The 18736-nt window shown below is 72.0% G+C and carries 17 protein-coding genes; 6 read left to right on the forward strand and 11 right to left on the reverse strand.

The window, feature by feature from the left end; all coding sequences use genetic code 11:
* Positions 1-53: 53 nt before the first annotated feature.
* Positions 54-350, reverse strand: a complete 297-nt coding sequence (locus MFF04_RS15230; RefSeq protein ID WP_238277021.1) for a hypothetical protein — start codon at positions 348-350, stop codon at positions 54-56.
* 119 nt (positions 351-469) lie between these two features.
* A complete protein-coding gene (gene argH / locus MFF04_RS15235; RefSeq protein WP_238277023.1) occupies positions 470-1861 on the reverse strand; it encodes an argininosuccinate lyase in 1392 nt (463 codons plus the stop codon).
* A 45-nt stretch (positions 1862-1906) separates the two neighbouring features.
* Here argH and tlpA point away from each other — a divergent pair, with 45 nt between their 5' ends.
* Positions 1907-2536 carry a thiol:disulfide interchange protein TlpA gene (gene tlpA, locus MFF04_RS15240; RefSeq protein ID WP_238277025.1) on the forward strand — a complete coding sequence of 210 codons (630 nt, stop codon included), beginning with the start codon at positions 1907-1909 and terminating at the stop codon, positions 2534-2536.
* Between the two features lie 7 nt (positions 2537-2543).
* Here tlpA and MFF04_RS15245 read toward each other — a convergent pair whose 3' ends face one another.
* On the reverse strand, positions 2544-2897 hold the full coding sequence (locus tag MFF04_RS15245) for a DUF1428 domain-containing protein (RefSeq protein ID WP_238277027.1): 354 nt from the start codon (positions 2895-2897) through the stop codon (positions 2544-2546).
* A gap of 94 nt (positions 2898-2991) precedes the next feature.
* Between MFF04_RS15245 and nhaA the strand changes: the two genes are divergently transcribed.
* Both nhaA and MFF04_RS15255 read left to right on the forward strand, forming a co-directional pair.
* Positions 2992-4185 carry a Na+/H+ antiporter NhaA gene (nhaA, locus tag MFF04_RS15250; RefSeq protein WP_238277028.1) on the forward strand — a complete coding sequence of 398 codons (1194 nt, stop codon included), beginning with the start codon at positions 2992-2994 and terminating at the stop codon, positions 4183-4185.
* 13 nt (positions 4186-4198) lie between these two features.
* Positions 4199-5980, forward strand: coding sequence for a carbamoyltransferase family protein (locus MFF04_RS15255; RefSeq protein WP_238277030.1), 1782 nt, complete (start codon positions 4199-4201; stop codon positions 5978-5980).
* A gap of 82 nt (positions 5981-6062) precedes the next feature.
* Here the strand turns inward: MFF04_RS15255 and MFF04_RS15260 are convergent, their stop codons facing one another.
* The 4 genes from MFF04_RS15260 to clpS all read right to left on the reverse strand — a co-directional run bounded on the left by MFF04_RS15260 (position 6063) and on the right by clpS (position 9877).
* Positions 6063-6419 carry a hypothetical protein gene (locus MFF04_RS15260; protein WP_238277032.1) on the reverse strand — a complete coding sequence of 119 codons (357 nt, stop codon included), beginning with the start codon at positions 6417-6419 and terminating at the stop codon, positions 6063-6065.
* 91 nt (positions 6420-6510) lie between these two features.
* Entirely contained in the window at positions 6511-6771 is a 261-nt protein-coding gene (locus MFF04_RS15265; protein WP_238277034.1) for a hypothetical protein, read from the reverse strand.
* 182 nt (positions 6772-6953) lie between these two features.
* Complete coding sequence (gene clpA / locus MFF04_RS15270; RefSeq protein ID WP_238277037.1) at positions 6954-9446, reverse strand: ATP-dependent Clp protease ATP-binding subunit ClpA; 2493 nt, start codon at positions 9444-9446, stop codon at positions 6954-6956.
* Between the two features lie 71 nt (positions 9447-9517).
* On the reverse strand, positions 9518-9877 hold the full coding sequence (gene clpS, locus MFF04_RS15275; RefSeq protein ID WP_238277039.1) for an ATP-dependent Clp protease adapter ClpS: 360 nt from the start codon (positions 9875-9877) through the stop codon (positions 9518-9520).
* Positions 9878-10377: 500 nt separating this feature from the next.
* On the opposite strand from clpS, the gene MFF04_RS15280 reads away from it, so the two are divergent.
* Complete coding sequence (locus tag MFF04_RS15280; RefSeq protein ID WP_238277041.1) at positions 10378-11886, forward strand: serine hydrolase; 1509 nt, start codon at positions 10378-10380, stop codon at positions 11884-11886.
* A 138-nt stretch (positions 11887-12024) separates the two neighbouring features.
* Here MFF04_RS15280 and MFF04_RS15285 read toward each other — a convergent pair whose 3' ends face one another.
* Both MFF04_RS15285 and MFF04_RS15290 read right to left on the reverse strand, forming a co-directional pair.
* Positions 12025-12714, reverse strand: a complete 690-nt coding sequence (locus MFF04_RS15285; RefSeq protein WP_238277043.1) for a J domain-containing protein — start codon at positions 12712-12714, stop codon at positions 12025-12027.
* A 5-nt stretch (positions 12715-12719) separates the two neighbouring features.
* The gene (locus MFF04_RS15290; RefSeq protein WP_238277044.1) at positions 12720-12977 is read right to left on the reverse strand and encodes a hypothetical protein; all 258 of its coding nucleotides are present in this window, start codon (positions 12975-12977) and stop codon (positions 12720-12722) included.
* Positions 12978-13420: 443 nt separating this feature from the next.
* Here MFF04_RS15290 and MFF04_RS15295 point away from each other — a divergent pair, with 443 nt between their 5' ends.
* The gene (locus MFF04_RS15295; RefSeq protein ID WP_132254593.1) at positions 13421-13636 is read left to right on the forward strand and encodes a hypothetical protein; all 216 of its coding nucleotides are present in this window, start codon (positions 13421-13423) and stop codon (positions 13634-13636) included.
* Between the two features lie 117 nt (positions 13637-13753).
* On the opposite strand, the gene MFF04_RS15300 is transcribed toward MFF04_RS15295, so the two are convergent.
* Positions 13754-17203, reverse strand: coding sequence for an SbcC/MukB-like Walker B domain-containing protein (locus MFF04_RS15300; RefSeq protein ID WP_238277045.1), 3450 nt, complete (start codon positions 17201-17203; stop codon positions 13754-13756).
* Between the two features lie 284 nt (positions 17204-17487).
* Positions 17488-17889 carry a RidA family protein gene (locus MFF04_RS15305; protein WP_238277046.1) on the reverse strand — a complete coding sequence of 134 codons (402 nt, stop codon included), beginning with the start codon at positions 17887-17889 and terminating at the stop codon, positions 17488-17490.
* A 170-nt stretch (positions 17890-18059) separates the two neighbouring features.
* Between MFF04_RS15305 and MFF04_RS15310 the strand changes: the two genes are divergently transcribed.
* The gene (locus MFF04_RS15310) at positions 18060-18662 is read left to right on the forward strand and encodes a TetR/AcrR family transcriptional regulator (protein ID WP_238277047.1); all 603 of its coding nucleotides are present in this window, start codon (positions 18060-18062) and stop codon (positions 18660-18662) included.
* Positions 18663-18736 lie beyond the last annotated feature (74 nt).

Consider the following 18736-nt stretch of genomic DNA (forward strand, 5'->3'; position numbering starts at 1 on the left):
GCCGGCCCCTGTTTGAAGCTTGGGCACGGCTTCCGCAAGCCGGCGGGCCCGCCTCAGGCGGCGTGGGCGTCGGCGCTGCCGGCGAGGCTCAGCGCGGCGAGCTCCGGCAGGGGCAGCACGGCAGCGATCTCGGCCGGCATCGGCTGGGGTGCGGGCGCCTCCGGAGCGGGGGCCGGGCGCGCCTTCGGCGGCGGATCGTTGTAGGGGGTGTTGTAGGCCTTGCGGATCGTGGCCCAGAAGGCCTCCCGCCCGATCGCGCCGCGCGCGTCGAGCACGGCGTCGATCATCTGCGAGGCGGCCGCGGCCAGCGCGGAGGTGTCCTCCGGCTGGATCGAACTGTCGAGGGGCATCCCGTGCGCTCCGAGTGAACCGGCCGGATCTCTAGCGACGCTTACCTAGCTGGGCAGTGAACGCACTGCACAAAGCAAAGTTTCCCTGGTCTTTCCCGAAACTCCTCCACAGGCCGCGCTCAGCCCTCCCCGCCGGAGAGCTGCGCCAGCCAGCGCTCGGCCTGGGCGCGGACGTTGCCCGGCGCGGTGCCGCCGTAGCTGATCCGGCTCGCCACCGAGTTCTCGACGCCGAGCACCGCGTAGACGGCGTCCGTGATGCGGGGCTCGGCGGCCTGCATCTCCTCCAGCGACAATGCCTCCAGTCCGACCCCCTTGGCCGAGGCGGCGCCGACGAGGCGGCCGGTGACGTGGTGCGCCTCGCGGAAGGGCAGGTTCAATTCCCGCACCAGCCAGTCGGCGAGGTCGGTGGCGGTGGCGTAGCCGGAGCCCGCGGCCTTCGCCAGCGTCTCCGCCACGGGCTCGAGGTCGCGGACCATGCCGGTCATCGCGGCGAGGCACAGGGACAGGGCCTGGAGCGCGTCGAAGGTGCCCTCCTTGTCCTCCTGCATGTCCTTCGAATAGGCGAGCGGCAGCCCCTTCATGACGATGAGCAGCCCCGTGAGCGCGCCGACGATGCGTCCGGCCTTGGCGCGGACCAGCTCGGCGGCGTCGGGGTTGCGCTTCTGCGGCATGATCGAGGAGCCGGTGGTGTAGCCGTCCGACAGGCGCACGAAGCCGAACTGGGCCGAGGTCCAGACCACCAGCTCCTCGGCGAAGCGCGAGAGGTGCACCGCGCAGATCGAGGCGGCCGAGAGCGCCTCCAGCGCGAAGTCGCGGTCGGCCACCGAATCGAGGGAGTTCGCGGTCGGCCGGTCGAAGCCGAGCGCCGCCGCCGTGGCGTGCCGGTCGATGGGAAAGCCGGTGCCGGCGAGCGCGGCCGCGCCCAGCGGGCACTCGTTGAGACGGGCCCGCGCGTCCCGGAAGCGGCCCCGGTCGCGGCCGAGCATCTCGACATAGGCCATCATGTGGTGGCCGAAGGTGACGGGCTGGGCCGATTGCAGGTGCGTGAAGCCCGGCATCACCGTGCCGGCGTGCCGGAGCGCCTTCTCGGCGAGGGCTTGTTGCAGCGCGGCGGCCTGGGCGTCGAGCCCATCCAGGGTGTCGCGCACCCAGAGCTTCATGTCGGTGGCGACCTGGTCGTTGCGGGAGCGCGCCGTGTGAAGGCGCCCGGCGGCCGGGCCGACGATCTCGGTGAGCCGGCTCTCCACGTTCATGTGGATGTCCTCCAGCTCCCGCCGGAAGGCGAAGGTGCCGGCTTCGATCTCCGCCTGCACGGACTTGAGCCCGGCGGTGATCGCGTCCACATCGGCGGCCGGCAGGACGCCGGAGGTCCCCAGCATCGCCACATGCGCCAGCGAGCCGCGGATGTCCTGGGGGGCGAGGCGCTTGTCGAATCCGATGGAGGCGTTGATCTCCTCCATGATCTCGGCGGGACCGCTCGCGAAGCGCCCGCCCCACATCCGGTTGCTCATGCCTCAGCTCATCCTTCCCGCTCAGCCGTCCCCGGAGCCGCGCTCGTGAGGGCCGCGCTCGCCGTCGGAGGGCTCGTCCTCGCCGGAGCGATCGCGGGGCTTGCCCTATACGCGCGGCCGCCGGGCGGCAACGGGCCGGCCGCGTCCCAGCCCTGCGCCGGTTCGGAGCCCGCCGCCCACCGGGTCGACGGGGCGGCCCGCGGCGAGGTCGCGGCGATGCAGGCGGTGGCCCCGCGCCCGGCGCCGACCTTGAGCTTCAAGGATCGCGAGGGGGCGGAGGTCGCCCTCTCGGACCTCAAGGGCAAGATGCTGCTGGTGAACCTCTGGGCGACCTGGTGCGCCCCCTGCAAGGCCGAGATGCCGGCCCTCGACAAGCTGCAGGCCGAGGAAGGGGGCGCCGGTTTCGCGGTGGTGGCGATCAACGTCGACACCCGCAACCTCGACCGGCCGCCCCGCTGGCTCGCGGAGAACGGCATCGACCGGCTCGCCTTCTACGCCGACCCCGGCGGCCGGGTGCTGCCGGCGGTGCAGCGGGACACCGGCTCGACGGGCCTGCCGACCACGCTCCTCGTCGACGCCGCCGGCTGCACGATCGGCGTCATGAAGGGCCCGGCGGACTGGGCGGGCGCGGACGCCCGCCGTCTGATCCGGGCGGCGCTCGGCCGCCCCGGTTGAGGCCGGATCAGAGATCCACGATCCTTCGGAAGCCGCCGTAGATCATCCGTTTCCCGTCGAAGATCGCCTGCTCCGTGGTCTCCTTCAGCCGCGGGTCGGCCATCACCGCGGCGTTGACGGCGTCGCGGCTCTCCCGCGATGCGTAGGTGATCCAGGAGAACACGACGGTCTCCTCCTCGCTCGCCTGAACGGCGCGGGGGAAGGAGGTCAGGGTGCCGTAGGGCACGTCGTCGGCGACGCACTCCACGAAGGAGAGGGCGCCGTGCTCCATCCAGATCGCGCCCGCGTGCTCCGCCATCTCGCGATAGGCGTCGAGCTTGGCCTTCGGCACCGCCACCACGAACCCGTCCACGTAGGCCATCGCACCCTCCCTCGGTCCTCGTTGCCAATAACGCGCGCCGGGCGCGACCTCATCCAGGCTTGAGATGCGCGGACAAGCTGGGCAACCCAACCCCATGGAGCACCGACCGATTCGACCGACCCGTCCGGCCTCCGCCCTGCGTGCCGTGCTCACCGGCGAGGCCGGAGGCGGGCTCGTGCTGATGGCGGCCGCGGCGCTGGCGCTCGTCGTCGCGAATTCCGGCGCCGCCGATGCCTACAACCGGGCGCTCCACGCGTATCTCGGCCCCCTGAGCGTGCTGCACTGGATCAACGACGGCCTGATGGCGGCGTTCTTTCTGCTCGTCGGGCTCGAGATCAAGCGCGAGGCCCTCGACGGGCGCCTGCGCACCTGGCCGGACCGGGCGCTGCCCGGCATCGCCGCCCTCGGAGGCATGGCGGTGCCGGCCCTCGTCTACGTCGCCCTCAACCGGGGCGACACGCTGCGGGGCTGGGCGATCCCGTCGGCCACCGACATCGCCTTCGCGCTGGGCGTGCTGGCGCTCCTCGGCCGGAGGGCGCCGGTCTCGCTGAAGGTGTTCCTGAGCGCGGTCGCCATCGTCGACGACCTCGGCGCCGTGATCATCATCGCCCTGTTCTACACCGGCGGGCTCGACCCCTGGATGCTCGGCCTCGCGGGGGCGCTGCTCGCCGTCCTGTTCGCCATGAACCGGGCCCGCGTGAGTGCGCTCCCGCCCTATCTCCTGCTTGGCCTCGTGCTCTGGGTGCTGGTGCTGCGCTCCGGCGTCCACGCCACGGTGGCGGGCGTGCTCCTGGCGCTGACGATCCCGATCCGACCGAGCCCCGGACGGCCCGAGGATGCGGCCTCGCCCCTGCACCGGCTGGAGCATGCCCTGACGCCCTTCGTCACCTACGCGATCGTGCCGGTCTTCGGCTTCGCCAATGCCGGCGTGACCCTGATCGGGCTCTCGCCTTCCGCGCTGCTCCACCCCGTGACGCTCGGCGTCGCCCTCGGACTGTTCCTCGGCAAGCAGGCCGGTGTCTTCGCGAGCGTCCGGCTCGCCGTCGCCGCAGGGCTGGCGGCGCGGCCGGCGGGGGCGAGCTGGACGCAGGTCTACGGCGTCGGCGTGCTCTGCGGGATCGGGTTCACCATGAGCCTGTTCATCGGAGGGCTCGCCTTCGCGCCGGGACTCAACGAGACCGAGGTGAAGCTCGGCGTGCTCGCGGGCTCCCTGGCCTCGGGCGTGCTGGGGGCGCTGATCCTGCTCTCCGCCGACCCGGCGCGCCGGGCGGGGTCGGCGACCGGATAGGACGGGAGGGACGATGCGCTACACCCTCGGCCTCGCGACCACCTTCCACGATCCGGCGCTCGCCCTCGTCGGACCGGACGGCGCGGTGCTCTTCGCCGAGGCCGCCGAGCGCCCGCTCCAGGTCAAGCGCGCCCCGAACTGCGAGCCCGATCCCGCCGGCCGGATGGTCGGCCTCCTGAAGGAGCACGTCCCGCCGGGCTCCGAACTGGTGGTCGCCTCGAGCTGGAGCGCCCCCTTCACCGAGTTCCTCGCCGCCCAGGCCGCCGCCGGCGCCTTCGCCCTGGAAGCGCTCGCCCGGCATTCGACGGCGCTCAACCGCTCCTTCGTGCCGGAGCGGGCCGAGCGCATCTTCGTCGCCGAGCTCGCCCAGGCCCAGGCGCGGGCGGGCTACGGCACGCTCCAGGCCCTCAACCAGGATGTCCGCGACGGCGGGAGGCCGCGGGCGAAAATCGTCTCGCAGCGCCGCTACCCGCACCACCTCGCGCATGCCGCCCTCGGCCTCTGGGGCAGCCCCTTCGAGGAGGCCACCGCGCTGATCGTCGACGGCATGGGCGAGACCGGCGCCGCCGCGATCTACCGCCTGACCCGCGAGGGCCGGATCGAGGAGGTGCGCCGCCACCGGGGCCGGGGCTCGGTCGGCTTCCTCTACGGGCTCGTCACCGATCTCGCCGGCTTCGACCAGATCAAGGGCGAGGAATGGAAGGTGATGGGGCTCGCCCCCTACGGCCGCAGCGACCCGGAGCTGATGGGCCTGCTCCGGCGCCTCTACGGCGTCGCGGACGGCCGCCTGCGCTTCCCCGACGAGGCGACCATCCGCGCGGTCGCCAGCGAGATCGTTGCCCGGCGCCCGCCGGACCCGGACGGCGAGGGCTGGGCCGACCTCGCCCGCTGCGGACAGGACCTCTTCGCCGAGGTGATGGACGTGCTCGTCGCCGAGGCCTGGAGGCTGGCGCCGAGCCAGAATCTTGTCATCAGTGGGGGCTGCGGGCTCAACTCCTCCTACAACGGCCGGGTGCTCGGCCGTTCGGGGTTCGAGCGCCTGCACGTGCCCTCGGCGCCCGCCGACGACGGCAACGCGGTCGGCGCCGCGTGGCTCGCCTACGCGGAGGACAATCCGGGCTGGACGGGTCCGGAGTGGGGGAGCCGGCCGCTCTCCCCCTATCTCGGCTCCCGCGTCTCGACGGAGCCGATGGCGCGGATGGCCGCCTGGGAGCCCCGCGCCCGGCGCCTGGGACATGCCGGCGTGACGAGCGAGGCCGCGCGCATCCTCGCCGAAGGCGGGCTCGTCGGCTGGGTGCAGGGGCGGGCGGAGTTCGGGCCCCGCGCCCTCGGCAACCGCTCGATCCTCGCCGACCCGCGGCCCGAGGACGCCAAGGACATCCTCAACGCCAAGGTGAAGTACCGCGAGGGCTTCCGCCCCTTCGCCCCGGCGATCCTCGCCGAGGCCGGGCCGGACTGGTTCGAGGATTACGCCGACAGCCCCTACATGGAGCGGACCCTGGTCTGGCGGGAGGCGGTGCGGTCGCGCGTGCCGGCGGTCGTCCACGCCGACGGCACCGGAAGGCTCCAGAGCGTGACGGCCGAGCGCAACCCGGCCTTCGCCGCGCTGATCGCCGCCTTCGCAGAGCGGACCGGCGTGCCGATCCTCTTGAACACGAGCTTCAACGTGATGGGCCGGCCGATCCTCCACGGGGCGGAGGACGCGATCGTGATGTTCTGCACCACCGGCCTCGACGCGGTAGTCGTCGAGGACTGGATCGTCACGAAACAGGCTGCACCGGCGCGGCGACCGTGAGATGCTTGAGCGGTCAGTGGTCAGGGACAGGACGCCATCGCGACGCCTGCCCTCGCACCGAGCCGATCGCCCGGAAACGGTCTTACTCGCAGACCTCGACGCGCTTGTAGGTGAACTCGACCTCGTCGAGCCAGACCTTGCGGCGCTCGTAGTGGCAGATCGGCTCGCGGCGGGGGCGCACCACCATCACCGGCTGCTCCTCGACGTAGACCGGGCGCGGCCGGTAGGCGGGCGGCGGCGGAGGGGCGGGCTGGGCGCCGTTCATGAGGGCGCCGGCCGCGAGCCCGCCGACGACGCCGGCCGCGGCGCCGCCGATGATCGCCGCGTTCATGCCGTCGCGGGCGAAGGCGCCCTGGCCGCCGGCTGAAAGAAGCGCCGCCGCGAGGGCGGCTGCGGAAAGGCCGCTCCGGGCCCAGTCGAACGAGGGGATCGCGCGCACGGATGATGTCTCCCGAATGGTCTCGGGACTACACGCCAGGGTGCTTAACAAACCGCCAACGGAAACGAACGGATACGCACGGCCGCAAGGCTCAGACGCCGCGCTTCTCCATCATCGCCTTGACCTGCATGAGCTGGTCCCAGACCTGGCCGGGGGAGGTGTTGAGCATGTCGAAGGCGCTGCTCACGCCCCAGTAGAGGCCGAGCACGATCACCGGCACCAGCACCCAGCCGAGGATCTCCTCGCCCCGGCGTCGGCGCATCCGGCGGCGTCGGCGCTCGTCGCGCCGGCTCGGCTTCGGTGCGGGGGCCGGCCCCACGGGATTGAGGGGCCCCTCCTGAAGATCGCTCATCGGGGCGCCCCCGTCTCGCCGCCCGCGGCCCGGAGCCGCGGGGGTGTCCGTCGAAGCGCGGGTGTCCCCTGGCAGGCGGCCCGCGCGAGGGGACCTCTAGCGCCTCGCGCCCCGGGGCGGAAGCGCCGAGGAGCATGCCGGGGCGCGATCGGCGGCCAGGCGTGTCCTGCGGGGCGCAGGTTTCACGCCCGCACGAGCGGCACCTTCGGTACGGTGCGGACGCCGCCGGAGCCGCCGCTGCCGCCCCCTCCGCCGCCCTTGTCCTTGGGCGTCTTCTTGCGCGCCGCAGCGCGGGGCTTCGCGCGCTTCTTGCGGGCGGCGCTCGCGACGTCCTTCTCGGGCTTCGGCGTGACGGGGCCGTCGGGGAACTCGAAGCCGAGGCTGTCCTTGCGGCCGGCCTTGGCCTCGGCGTCCTCCGGCTTCTTGAGCACGACCCGCACGAGTCCGCCGTCCTTAAGGCGCCCGAACAGCACCTCGTCGGCGAGCGGCGTCTTGATGGTCGACTGGATCAGCCGGGCCATTGGACGGGCGCCCATGGCGTCGTCGTAGCCGTTCTCCACCAGCCAGTCGCGGGCCTCGTCGGAGAGCTCGATGGTGACGTTGCGGTCGGCGAGCTGCGCCTCGAGCTGGAGGACGAACTTGTCGACGACCTTGGCCACGACCTCCTTCGGCAGGTGGCCGAAGGAGATGATCGCGTCGAGGCGGTTGCGGAATTCCGGCGCGAACAGCCGGTTGATCGCCTCGACGTCGTCGCCCGAGCGCTTCGACTGTGTGAAGCCGTAGGCCGACTTCGCGAGATCCGCGGCGCCCGCGTTCGAGGTCATGATGATGATCACGTTGCGGAAATCGACCTGCTTGCCGTTGTGATCGGTGAGCTTGCCGTGGTCCATCACCTGCAACAGGATGTTGAACAGGTCCGGGTGCGCCTTCTCGATCTCGTCGAGCAGCAGCACGCAGTGCGGGTGCTGGTCGATCCCATCCGTGAGCAGTCCGCCCTGGTCGAAGCCAACATAGCCGGGGGGCGCGCCGATGAGGCGGCTCACGGTGTGGCGCTCCATGTACTCCGACATGTCGAAGCGCAGCATCTCGACGCCGAGCGAGGAGGCGAGCTGCTTGGCGGCCTCCGTCTTGCCGACGCCGGTCGGGCCGGCGAAGAGGTACGAACCGATCGGCTTGTCCGGGTCGCGAAGCCCGGCGCGGGCGAGCTTGATCGCCGAGGTCAGGGCCTCGATGGCGTTGTTCTGGCCGTAGACGACCCGCGACAGGTTCTCGGTGAGGTTCTTGAGGACGACGGCGTCGTCCTTCGAGACGGTCTTCGGGGGGATGCGGGCCATCGTGGCGATGGTCGCCTCGATCTCCTTGACGCCGATGGTGCGCTTGCGCCGGCTCTCGGGCAGCAGCATCTGCGAGGCGCCGGTCTCGTCGATGACGTCGATCGCCTTGTCGGGCAGCTTGCGGTCGTTGATGTAGCGCGCCGAGAGCTCGACGGCCGCCTTCACGGCGTCCGACGTGTACTTGAGCTTGTGGAACTCCTCGAAATAGGGCCGCAGGCCCTTCACGATCTCGATCGTGTCGGGGATCGAGGGCTCGTTGACGTCGATCTTCTGGAAGCGGCGCACTAGGGCGCGATCCTTCTCGAAGTACTGGCGGTACTCCTTGTAGGTGGTCGAGCCGATGCAGCGCAGCGTGCCCGCCGCGAGCGCGGGCTTGAGGAGGTTCGAGGCGTCCATGGCGCCGCCCGAGGTGGCGCCCGCGCCGATCACGGTGTGGATCTCGTCGATGAAGAGCACCGCCTTGGGGTGGGCCTCGATCTCCTTCATCACCTGCTTGAGGCGCTCCTCGAAGTCGCCGCGGTAGCGGGTGCCGGCGAGCAGCGTGCCCATGTCGAGGGAGAACACGGTCGCGTCCTCGAGGACCTCCGGCACCTCGTGCTGGATGATCTTGCGGGCGAGCCCTTCCGCGATCGCGGTCTTGCCGACGCCGGGGTCGCCGACGAGGAGCGGGTTGTTCTTCTGGCGGCGGCAGAGCACCTGGATGGTGCGCTCGACCTCGGCGTGGCGGCCGATCAGCGGGTCGATCTTGCCGTCGCGGGCCTTCTTGTTGAGGTTGACGCAGTAGGCGTCGAGCGCGTCGCCCTTCTTCTTGGTGCCCCGCGCCTCGCCCTCCTCGCCGCTCGGCCGCTCGGAGGGGCTCTCCTCCTCGGCGCCGCGCACGGGCTTCGACTCGGAGGCGCCGGGCCGCTTGGCGATGCCGTGGCTGATGTAGTTGACCGCGTCGTAGCGGGTCATGTCCTGCTCCTGCAGGAAGTAGGCGGCGTGGCTCTCGCGCTCGGCGAAGATCGCCACCAGCACGTTGGCGCCCGTCACCTCCTCGCGGCCGGAGGACTGCACGTGGATGACCGCCCGCTGGATGACCCGCTGGAATCCGGCGGTGGGCTTGGCGTCCTGCCGTCCGTCGCCGGCGAGGTTCGACAGCTCCGTGTCGACGTACTCGACGAGGCTGCGCTTGAGGGCGTCGATCTCGACGTTGCAGGCCCGCATCACGGCGGCGGCGTCCTGGTCGTCGACGAGGGCGAGGAGCAGGTGCTCGAGCGTCGCGTACTCGTGGCGGCGCTCGCCGGCGAGCGCCAGAGCGCGGTGGAGGGCTTGTTCCAGGCTGCGGGAGAAGCTGGGCAATGCAGGAGCCTTTGCTTGAGGGCCTGTCTCGGCCTGAGGGCCTGTGTCGGTGCGGACCTAGGGTTCTCGGCCTACTTTTTTTCCATGACGCACTGCAGAGGATGTTGATGTTTGCGGGCAAAGTCCATGACCTGCGTCACCTTGGTCTCCGCGACCTCGTAGGTGAACACCCCGCACTCGCCGACGCCGTTCTGATGGACGTGCATCATGATCTGGTAGGCGTCGTCGTGGGACTTGTTGAAGAACCGCTCCACGACGTGCACGACGAACTCCATCGGCGTGTAGTCGTCGTTGAGGAGCAGCACCCGGTAGAGGCTCGGCCGCTTCGCCCGCGGCTTGGTGCGGGTGATGATGGCGGTGTTGGCGCGGTCGTCCCCGCCCGGCCCGCGCGGCTCCGAGGCCGCGACGACCGGGATCGGCGCGGGTTCCATGTTCTGACGCGGGGCGGGGCGCGATGCCTCCCCGCGACCCTCCGTGGCCTGTGACATCTGATCCGAACCGATCCTGCGGCGGGGCCCCCGACGCGGGGGCCGCGGCCGGGGCGGCGAACCCGCAAGGCGCCAATCTATAGGCTGCCCCGGCGGTTCGCCAGACGGCTGCGCGGAAACGTCCGCGGGGCCGAAATAGTCCGGGCGCCGATGTGCGCCCGCGCACGCCCGCGATCCGGAAAAGCGAGCAGTCTCGCGGACATGACGGCGGTGCCGCCCGCCCGGTCGCGGCCTCGCCACGACCGCCCGCGCTGCCGGCAGCCGGACTGTTGCGCCGCCGCAAATGCCGCGAAAGCGCCCAGATCCATTAACCCCCGCGTAACCGCACCGACCTACCGTGTTTGACAGACGTGGCGGGGACACGGTGCGCACTCGGCGCTCCCCCGCCCGCGAGGTGCGGCGACGTCCGGCGGGTGCCGGGAGTGCGGGGGCTGTCGGTCGTGATGCGTAGCGTGTCGAGCGGAGCCGTTCTCGCGTCCCGATCCCTTCCCGCCGCCATCGCCGCGGCGGCCGTCCTCGCCGCCCTGACGGTTCCGGCCGACGCGCGCCGCGGCCACAAGCACGCCCGCGGCGGCGGCTACAACCCGCCCTACGCGGCCATGGTCGTGGACGTGAAGTCGGGTCGTGTCCTGCACGCCGTCAACGAGGACAGCCTGCGCCACCCGGCCTCGATCACCAAGGTGATGACGCTCTACATGCTCTTCGAGCAGATGGAGCGGGGCCGCTTCGCCCTCGATTCCGACCTCACGGTCTCGGCGCGCGCCGCCGCCATGGCGCCCTCGAAGCTCGGCTTCCGCCCCGGCGCGACCATCTCCGTCGAGGACGCGATCAAGGCCATCGTCACGAAGTCGGCCAACGACGTCGCCTGCGCCATCGGCGAGAACATCGCCGGCTCGGAGGAGCGGTTCGCCGAGCTGATGACGGCCAAGGCCCGTGCGCTCGGCATGAGCCGCACCAACTTCGCCAACGCCTCCGGCCTGCCCGACGCCGATCAGGTGACGACGGCCCGCGACCTCACGGTGCTGGCCCGCGCGATCCAGGACCGCTTCCCGCGCTACTACAAGTACTTCCAGACCCGCTCCTTCGCCTTCCGCGGCCGGGTCATCGGCAACCACAACCGGCTGCTCGGCAACGTCCAGGGCGTCGACGGCATCAAGACCGGATACACCCGCGACTCGGGCTTCAACCTGATGACGGCGGCGAAGTCCGACGACCGCCAGATCGTCGCCATCGTGCTCGGCGGCAAGTCGGGGGCGAGCCGCGACCGGATCATGGCCGACCTCGTGCGCGCCAACCTGCCCCGCGCCTATGCCGGCGCCCGCCAGACGGCGCCGACGACGGAGATCGCCGAGCGGACCCGTCCGGCGGTCGTCGCCGACGCGGTCTCGCGGACCCGCACCCAGGTGGCGAGCGCCGAGGAGGACGTCGAGACCACCGCCTCGACCGGAGGCGCGGAGCCCCTCGACATCCTGCCGGGCCGCGCCGGCACCACGACGCCGGGCAGCGCCGCCGGCCGGGCCGCCCTGCCGAAGGCCGCCCAGGCCTACGCCGCCTCCGCCGCGCCCTCTCCGTTCCCGGCGCCCGCCGCCCGCTCGCCCTCCGGCAAGACCGAGGCGCGCCTCGCCTCCGTCGATGCGCCCGCCAAGACCGACCCTGCCAAGGCGGAGGCGCCCAAGGCTCTCGCATCCGGTCCCCGCGTCGTGCCGACCCCCTGGGTGATCCAGCTCGGCGCCATGGACGACGAGGACAAGGCCCGCTCCATGCTCTCCCAGGCCCGCGCCCAGGCCGGCGGAGCGCTCGCCAAGGCCGCGCCCTACACGGTGAAGGTCGAGCACGGCGGCGCCACGCTCTACCGGGCACGCTTCTCCGGCTTCTCCGAGCAGGACACCGCCCAGGACGCCTGCAAGGCCCTCAAGCGCAGCGGCTTCAACTGCTTCGCCACCCGGAGCTGAGCCTCCGGCACGCTCCGGCGTCCGCCCGTTCCGGCGGGCGCGGGAGGACCACCCCCGCACGAGACGAAGAGCCCGCGCCCGCGTTCCAGGCGTGAAGGCCGCCGTGCGTCCAAAGTCTCTGACAACGCGCGTGGAGTATCAGCGATGTCGGTCCGTCAGCCTGTCCCGAGCCGCATTGACCCGCGCCGCACGCTCGGCGCTGCCCCCCTGGTCGGGGTGAATGCGCTTCATCAGCGCCCGGTGCGCCGCCCGGATGCTTTCTGGGGACGCCCCGCGCTCAAGCCCCAGGACCTGATAGGCCTCCTCCTGCGTCATCGCCCCTGGCTGCGCCGGGCGGCGCGCCCGCGGGTCACGGTCGCGCTCAGCGTGTTCACGCCAGCCGGGATGCCGGCGGTCGAGATAAGCTTCAAGGCCACGCGCCGCGGCGGGGTCGCGAACGGCGAGGCCGGCGCGTAGGGCCGCAATATCGGAGGCTGTCAGGCTCGACAGGCGCCGGCCGCCGAGCGAACCCGCGCGCACGGTTCCATCGAGGGGGGCGCCGTCGCCGGCGGCGTCGAAGGCGACCGCGCCCGTCTCGCTCCTCTTCCCGAAGAGCCCGCGCAGGCGCCGGCCGATGCCGGCGGGGCCTTCGAGGAACCAGAGCGCCCCGGCGCCGAGCACCAGCGCGAAGTCGAGGCGTCCCCGCAGCACGCAGATCAGCGCCAGCGCGAGCGCGACCCAGCCCGGCGCCTTGGAGAGCAGGTCGCCGGGCACGAGCCCGCGGGCGCCGGAGCGCGACCAGTACCACCAGGCGATCAGCCCGAGGAGGCCCGCGGCGAGAAGCGTCATCCCGGCTACCGTCCGTTGCCGACGTCGAGCCGGGTGCGGCCGCCGACGCGCAGGTGGGTGCCGTTTCCGAGATCGACGAAGCCTTCCCCGTCACGGGGCGCGGCGCGCAGGGCCTCGTCCCGGCACCCCGGCCGCGGCGGCAGGCGCACGCCCTCCGGCGCATCCTCCGGGCAGAGGCGGGAGACGGGGCGCTCGGCGGCCCCGGCGCTTCCGCCGAGTCCCATCAGGAGGGCGAGGCCGATCGCGGCCGGATACGCTCTCAAACCCGCTCCTCCCTCACGTTGCGATGGCGCGTGCGACACACAAGCCGCCCGCTCTCGCGCGGCGCCGCGCGCCCTTAACTGACCGTTCAGCATCCGGGCATCAAGCCTTGTTCTCGCAAGACCGGCGGGGTGCGGCAACGCACCGAGCCGGTCGTATCGTCGAGCTAACGAAATGGTCATCCCTCGACGGGACAATCTTCGTGAAGGAACGGAGAGCATCCCGGAGCGGCTGCGGGGCGCGCTGTGCGGAAAGCATGGGGCGCATCGCGTATCGATTGCGTCGAAATCATGTCCGGCACCAGCAATGAGGCGGGACGATGCGCAAAGTCGCCCTAGGAATGCTTCCATTCGCAGGCAACTACGATCCGCTCCAGCTCGCACGGCGCTTCGGCCGGTGGGTTGGGCCTGAGCGGACGGACACTGTTCGGAAGGAACATCTGGAAATGGAAACCGAGGCTCTCGAACGACCCGCCGATCTCACGATCTGGCGCACCGTGCCGGCGAGCTCCCCTCTGGCCCAGCCGGAGCGGTTCGACACCCTTCGCGAGGCGATCGCGGCCGCCGCCGGCGCGCTGACCGACCCCGCCAAGCAGCCCTGGATCATCACGGAGGAGGGCGAGATCCTCTCCCCCAACTGGATCCGCACCTACCTGAACTGATCCGACGACGAGGATTGCGGGGACGGCGTCGCGCCGTCCCGCGTCCCGCGAGAGACGTCCGGCGGGCCCGGCGGCGATGTGAGCGACCGCGCGGGCCCGCGGCCGTTTGGGTCCCGCCTACTCGGCGGCGTCGCGCCCGCGAAACCCTTCGATCCCGACCCGCTCCGGGTTGATCGCGGCGAGCGCGCGCTTGGCCGCCTCCAAGGGGTGCTCCGCCTCGATGCGCACGGAGGCGAGGTCGGGGCTCTTGTAGACCGTGACGATGGTGTCCATCACCTCGGTGAGCGTGGTGCGCTTGTCCTCGGGTGCGGCGATGAGAAGCTGCAAACCCCAGGCCCGGTAGAGGTCGACCAGCGCCTGGCTGTTCCTCACGTCGAGCTTCGAGAAGGCCTCGTCGAGGAGGCAGAGGCCGAGCCCCGGATTCTCGTCGCCGGGCCGGTCTCCGGGGTAGTAGGCGCTGGCGAGCGAGGCGGCGATCGCCACGTAGAACGGGGCCTGCGCCTCGCCGCCGGAGCCGCGCAGGGCCCGGCTCGACATGGTGGTGCGGTTGCCCGCCCGGTCGCGCATGCCGATCTCGTAGGTGAAGTAGTTGCGATAGTCGGAGAGCCGTGCCGCCTCCTCCGAGCCGGCGATGAGCGCCGAGATTTCTTCGAGCGCCGCGTTCATCGGTCCCTCGCCGTCCTGCAGCAGAACCTCCTGCGCGGCATCGGGCGAGCGGGCGACCTCCATGGCGAGCGCGTGGACGGCGGCGTAGCGGCGGTCGACGCTCGCCTCGAAGGCGTAGGTCTGGCCGGTGAAGGTCTGCGAGGCGAGGCGCTCGTTCAAGGCTTCCAGCTTGGCGTGGACGCGCTCGAACTTGTCGGCCAAGCGCGTCAGCAGGTCCTCCGTCATCAGCCGGCGCATCTCGCCCTCGGCCCGCTCCGCCTGGGCGCGGTAGCGGCGCAGCGCATGGGCCTCGACCTCGTCGCGCTCGCGCAGCGCCCAGTCGTAGCCGAAGGCGGCGGGCGCCTCGCCGCGGGCATCGAGCCGCCCGAGCGGGTTCTCGACGCGCCACTGGGCGCAGTACTCGGCGAGATCCCGTTCCGCCGCGCGGTTGTGGGAGCGAGCGGCCTCGGACGCCTCCTTGGCGAGGTCGCGCTCGCGGGCCGCGACGGCGGAAACCTCCCGCGGCTCCAGGCCCCGCAGCTCGACGCGGCCCCCCGCCGATTCGCCGGCCTCTGGCACGACGCCCTTCAGCAGGCGCACCCGCTGCACCTCGCCGGAGCGCAGGCGATGGAGGGCGCCGCGCCTCCCGGCCAGCGCCGCGCGTAAGGATTCGCGGGCGGCGGTGAGCCGCGCGTCGAGCTGGGCGGCCTCGCTCAGGAGCTTGTCCTGCTTCGGCTGGAGCACCTCGGCGAGCTCGCGCAGGTAGGCGGTGCGCTCGGCCTGAAGAGCCTTGATCTCCTCGGCGAGCCCGTCGCCGTCGCGGCTCTCGGCGGCGCTGCGCTCGGTCTGGAGGGTGCGGCGGCGGCCCTCGATGCCGTCGGCCTCGGCGCGGAGCGCGTCGAGATCGGGAGGATCGCGCTGGATGCGGGCGCGCACGGTGGCGACGAGGCGGGCCGCCTCGCGCAGCAGCACCGCCTCCTGGCGCAGGCGGCGGGCCTCCGTCACGGCGGTCTCGTGGAGGCGCCGGCTCTCGGCGGTGGGGCCGCGCTGGCCGCGCGTCATCATCAGGTCGACGGGTCGGACGACGGAATAGGCCATGCCGGCGGTCGAGCGTCCGCTCGGGGCCACGGCCCGGCTCATCCGGCGCAGCGCCGCGTCGTCGGGGGCGAGGTCGAAGCCGCCGATGCGCGCGGCCAGGAACGCCTCGGCGTGGGGGTCGCTCGTCTCGATCACCGACATGGCGCCGTCGTCGTAGCGCCGCGCCCCCCGGCTGCCGGTGTCGGTCGTCTTGACCAACAGGCAGCGGTAGAACTGGCTGCGCTTGGCCTGGAGGACTGCGAAGGCGTCCTCAAGCTGGTCGGGCGGCACCACCAGCGCCTCGCGGGCGCGGCCGAGCAGCCCCTCGATCGCCGGACCCCAGGCGGGGTCGGAGACGTCGGCCAGCTCGCAGACCGGCACCGCCTCGATGCCGATGCGGGCGAGCTCGGCCCGGAAGGCCGCCGTGTCCGGCGAGAGCCGCGCGGCCTGTCCGGCACCGAGCGTCGGGCTCAGGCGCTCGGCCTCCGATTCCTGGGCGCGGGCCTTCAGCGCCACGTCCTCCGCTGCGCGATCGAGGGCGCCGTCATCCTCCGGCAGGCGCATCAGCCCGTCGACGAGGCCGCCGAGGGGGCCGTCGGCGCGGAGCGTCTCGGCGAAGGGTGCTTCCCGCCGCAGCCCCGAGCGGGCGCAGCGGTCGGCGAGCCGCCCGACCTCTGGCGCGATCCCACGCAGGTGGCCCGAAACGGCCTGGAGCTTGCCCATCTCCTGCGTCAGCCCGACGAGATCGGAGACGCGGGCGGCGAGATCGCGCCGGTCCCGCTCCAGCATGGCGAGGCCGGCATCCGCCGCGGCGAGGCGACCCTGCGCGGCGGTCCCCGAGAGCAGCGCCTTGCGCTCGGCGATCTCGCCGTCGATGTCGCGCACGAAGCCGTGGCTCGCGGCGACGCTCTCGCGGGCGATGCGCAGGGCTTCGCTCGTCTCTCGGAGCCGGCCGCGGATCGCGGCGAGATCGATCACCCGGCGGCGCAGCTCGGCGGTGGCGGCGCGCAGCTCGTGCCCTGCGCTCGCCAGGACCGCGTCTGCCCAGGATTCGTAGCGGCCGGCGAGGCGCTTGAGGCGCGTCAGCTTCTCCTCCAGCTCGCGGATGGTCTCGACGAGGCGGCGCCAGTTCTCCACGGAGAGGCGGATGCGGGCGACGTCGAGGGGCTCGGCGTCGAGGACGAAGCTGCGCACGAAGGCGCTCGAATCGAAGATCGGCTTGAAGGCCACCGCGTTGGCGAAGCTGCGCAGGAAGTGGCGGGGCTCCGGCACCGGCGCGCCCTCGCGCAAGCACGCCAGCACTTCCGCGGTGAAGCGTTCGCCGGAGGCCCGGAACTCCTCGAAACGCTCGGCCTTGCTCCGCAGGCCGGCGGCGACCTCGCTCCAAGGGGCGGTGAAGCGGCCCTCCGGCGTCACCCGCTCGTAGTCGCCGATCTCGAAGCGGTGGCCGACGCAGAGGAAGCGCGAGAGCACCTCCTCCCGCTGCTCGTCGGCGCGGGCCGCGAGCGCCAGACCGAAGGAGACGACCCGTCCGGTGGCGGCGTTCTCGAAGACCAGCGCCAGGATCGTCTCGCAGGCCTCCCGCGTCGGGCGGCCGCCCTCGGCGGGGTCGCTGATCCAGCCCAGGCAATAGTCGCGCACCGTCCGCGCGCTGCGCCCCGAGGCCGAGGCGTTGAGCGCCAGCCGGCTGGCGTTGTTGCCGGCGAGCACCGTGCCCACCGCGTCGAAGATCGTGGACTTGCCCGCCCCGGTCGGCCCGACGAGCGCCGCCGCGCCCCGAATCCGGATCTGCTGGGTCCGGATCAGGTACCAGTTCGACAGGGCGATGTCGGTGAGGCGATACACCTTGGCACGGTCCGGGACCCCGGCGCCTGCCGCTTCCTCGGGACCTCAGGGGTCCATCGCGGGGCGCCGATCGAGCCGGCAGCTTTGGCCGCACTCGCGCGGGGATACAAGCCGGGGGGCGAGCGCGGGGCGGGGATCGAGAGCCGGGCGATCGGTTCGCAGAGGGTGGACCTTGCGACGGTCCGCTGGTGAGCGGTCAAGGTTTCGAAGCGGACATCGCTCTCGATAGCGGCTCGCCATCCGGCGTGGGTTCCCGTCGCCAGCGGCTTCGGATCACCATGGCCTCACGTCGCCGTCGTGGGGATGCGTGCGATGACCTTGATCTCGAAGTCGAAGCCCGCAAGCCACGTCACCCCGACGGCCGTCCAGTTCGGGTAGGGCGGCGCCCCGATCTCAGCGTCGCGCACCGCCATGATCGTCTCGAACTGTGCCTGCGGGTCTGTGTGGAAGGTCGTGACGTCGACCACGTCGTCGAAGCTGCATCCCGCCGCCGTCAGCACGGCGCGCAGATTGGCGAAGGCGCGCCGGACCTGAGCCTCGAACTCGGGCTCCGGCGAACCGTCCTCCCGGCTGCCGACCTGTCCCGAGACGAAGAGCAGATCTCCCGAACGGATTGCGGCTGAGTAGCGGTGCGCGGCATACAGGGCATGACGGGCGGCGGGCGTGACGGCGTCGCGCTTGGACATGGTCGAAACCTTCTCGTGTGCCGGGCCTGGCGGACGCGGGCGTCGTTCTGCATCGCCGTTCGAGATGTTTCCCATCCCGGAGACAAACTGACATACGCCGCGTATGTCAGTCGATGCCTCGCATACGAGGCGTATGTCAACTCGCTTGGCGGCGCATCGGGGACAGGTGCATGGCGACGGTAAGGCGGGCCGAGACGATGGCCGAGACGCGTGGCAAGCTTTTGAGCGCGGCGCGTCGGGCCTTCGCGACCCAAGGCTATGCCGCAGCGTCGATGGATGAACTCACCGCTTCGGTCGGCCTGACGCGCGGCGCGCTCTACCACAACTTCGGGGACAAGAAGGGCCTGCTCTGGGCCGTGATCGCGCAGATCGACGGCGAGATGGCCGAGCGGCTGCGCGAGGTCCGCGAGCGCGCGCGAGACCGGTGGCATGGTCTCCTCGACGAAGGCACGGCCTACATCGAGATGGCGGTCGAACCCGAGATCCAGCGCATCATGCTCCTCGATGGGCCCGCCGTCCTCGGCGATCCCTCGAAGTGGCCCGGCGAGAACGCGTGCCTGCAGATCACGATGCGCACGATCCGGTCGCTGATCGACGAGGGCGTCGTGCAAGCGATCGATGTCGAGGCGGCCGGGCGTCTGTTGAACGGCGCGGCGTTGAGCGCGGCGCTCTGGGTCGCCGCCTCCGACGATCCGTCCGTGGTCCTCGAGAAGGCCGTTGGCGCGTTCCGGCAGTTGGCGCGCGGGCTGCTGCGCGAAGAAGCCCAAGGATGACGCCGAGCGGTCGACTCATCGCACGAGACGAGCCCTCAAGCCCGAACGACTGCGTTCGAGATGGTGGGGCCACG

Origin of the sequence: Methylobacterium jeotgali (assembly GCF_022179345.1) — a bacterium.
Lineage (GTDB): Bacteria > Pseudomonadota > Alphaproteobacteria > Rhizobiales > Beijerinckiaceae > Methylobacterium > Methylobacterium jeotgali.

Bases quoted from the DNA above. Each gene is read 5' to 3' on its own strand.
- MFF04_RS15230 (WP_238277021.1), bottom strand. From the start codon at position 350: ATGCCCCTCGACAGTTCGATCCAGCCGGAGGACACCTCCGCGCTGGCC.
- argH (WP_238277023.1), bottom strand. From the start codon at position 1,861: ATGAGCAACCGGATGTGGGGCGGGCGCTTCGCGAGCGGTCCCGCCGAG.
- MFF04_RS15245 (WP_238277027.1), bottom strand. From the start codon at position 2,897: ATGGCCTACGTGGACGGGTTCGTGGTGGCGGTGCCGAAGGCCAAGCTC.
- nhaA (WP_238277028.1), top strand. From the start codon at position 2,992: ATGGAGCACCGACCGATTCGACCGACCCGTCCGGCCTCCGCCCTGCGT.
- MFF04_RS15255 (WP_238277030.1), top strand. From the start codon at position 4,199: ATGCGCTACACCCTCGGCCTCGCGACCACCTTCCACGATCCGGCGCTC.
- MFF04_RS15265 (WP_238277034.1), bottom strand. From the start codon at position 6,771: ATGAGCGATCTTCAGGAGGGGCCCCTCAATCCCGTGGGGCCGGCCCCC.
- clpS (WP_238277039.1), bottom strand. From the start codon at position 9,877: ATGGAACCCGCGCCGATCCCGGTCGTCGCGGCCTCGGAGCCGCGCGGG.
- MFF04_RS15280 (WP_238277041.1), top strand. From the start codon at position 10,378: ATGCGTAGCGTGTCGAGCGGAGCCGTTCTCGCGTCCCGATCCCTTCCC.
- MFF04_RS15285 (WP_238277043.1), bottom strand. From the start codon at position 12,714: ATGACGCTTCTCGCCGCGGGCCTCCTCGGGCTGATCGCCTGGTGGTAC.
- MFF04_RS15295 (WP_132254593.1), top strand. From the start codon at position 13,421: ATGGAAACCGAGGCTCTCGAACGACCCGCCGATCTCACGATCTGGCGC.
- MFF04_RS15305 (WP_238277046.1), bottom strand. From the start codon at position 17,889: ATGTCCAAGCGCGACGCCGTCACGCCCGCCGCCCGTCATGCCCTGTAT.
- MFF04_RS15310 (WP_238277047.1), top strand. From the start codon at position 18,060: ATGGCGACGGTAAGGCGGGCCGAGACGATGGCCGAGACGCGTGGCAAG.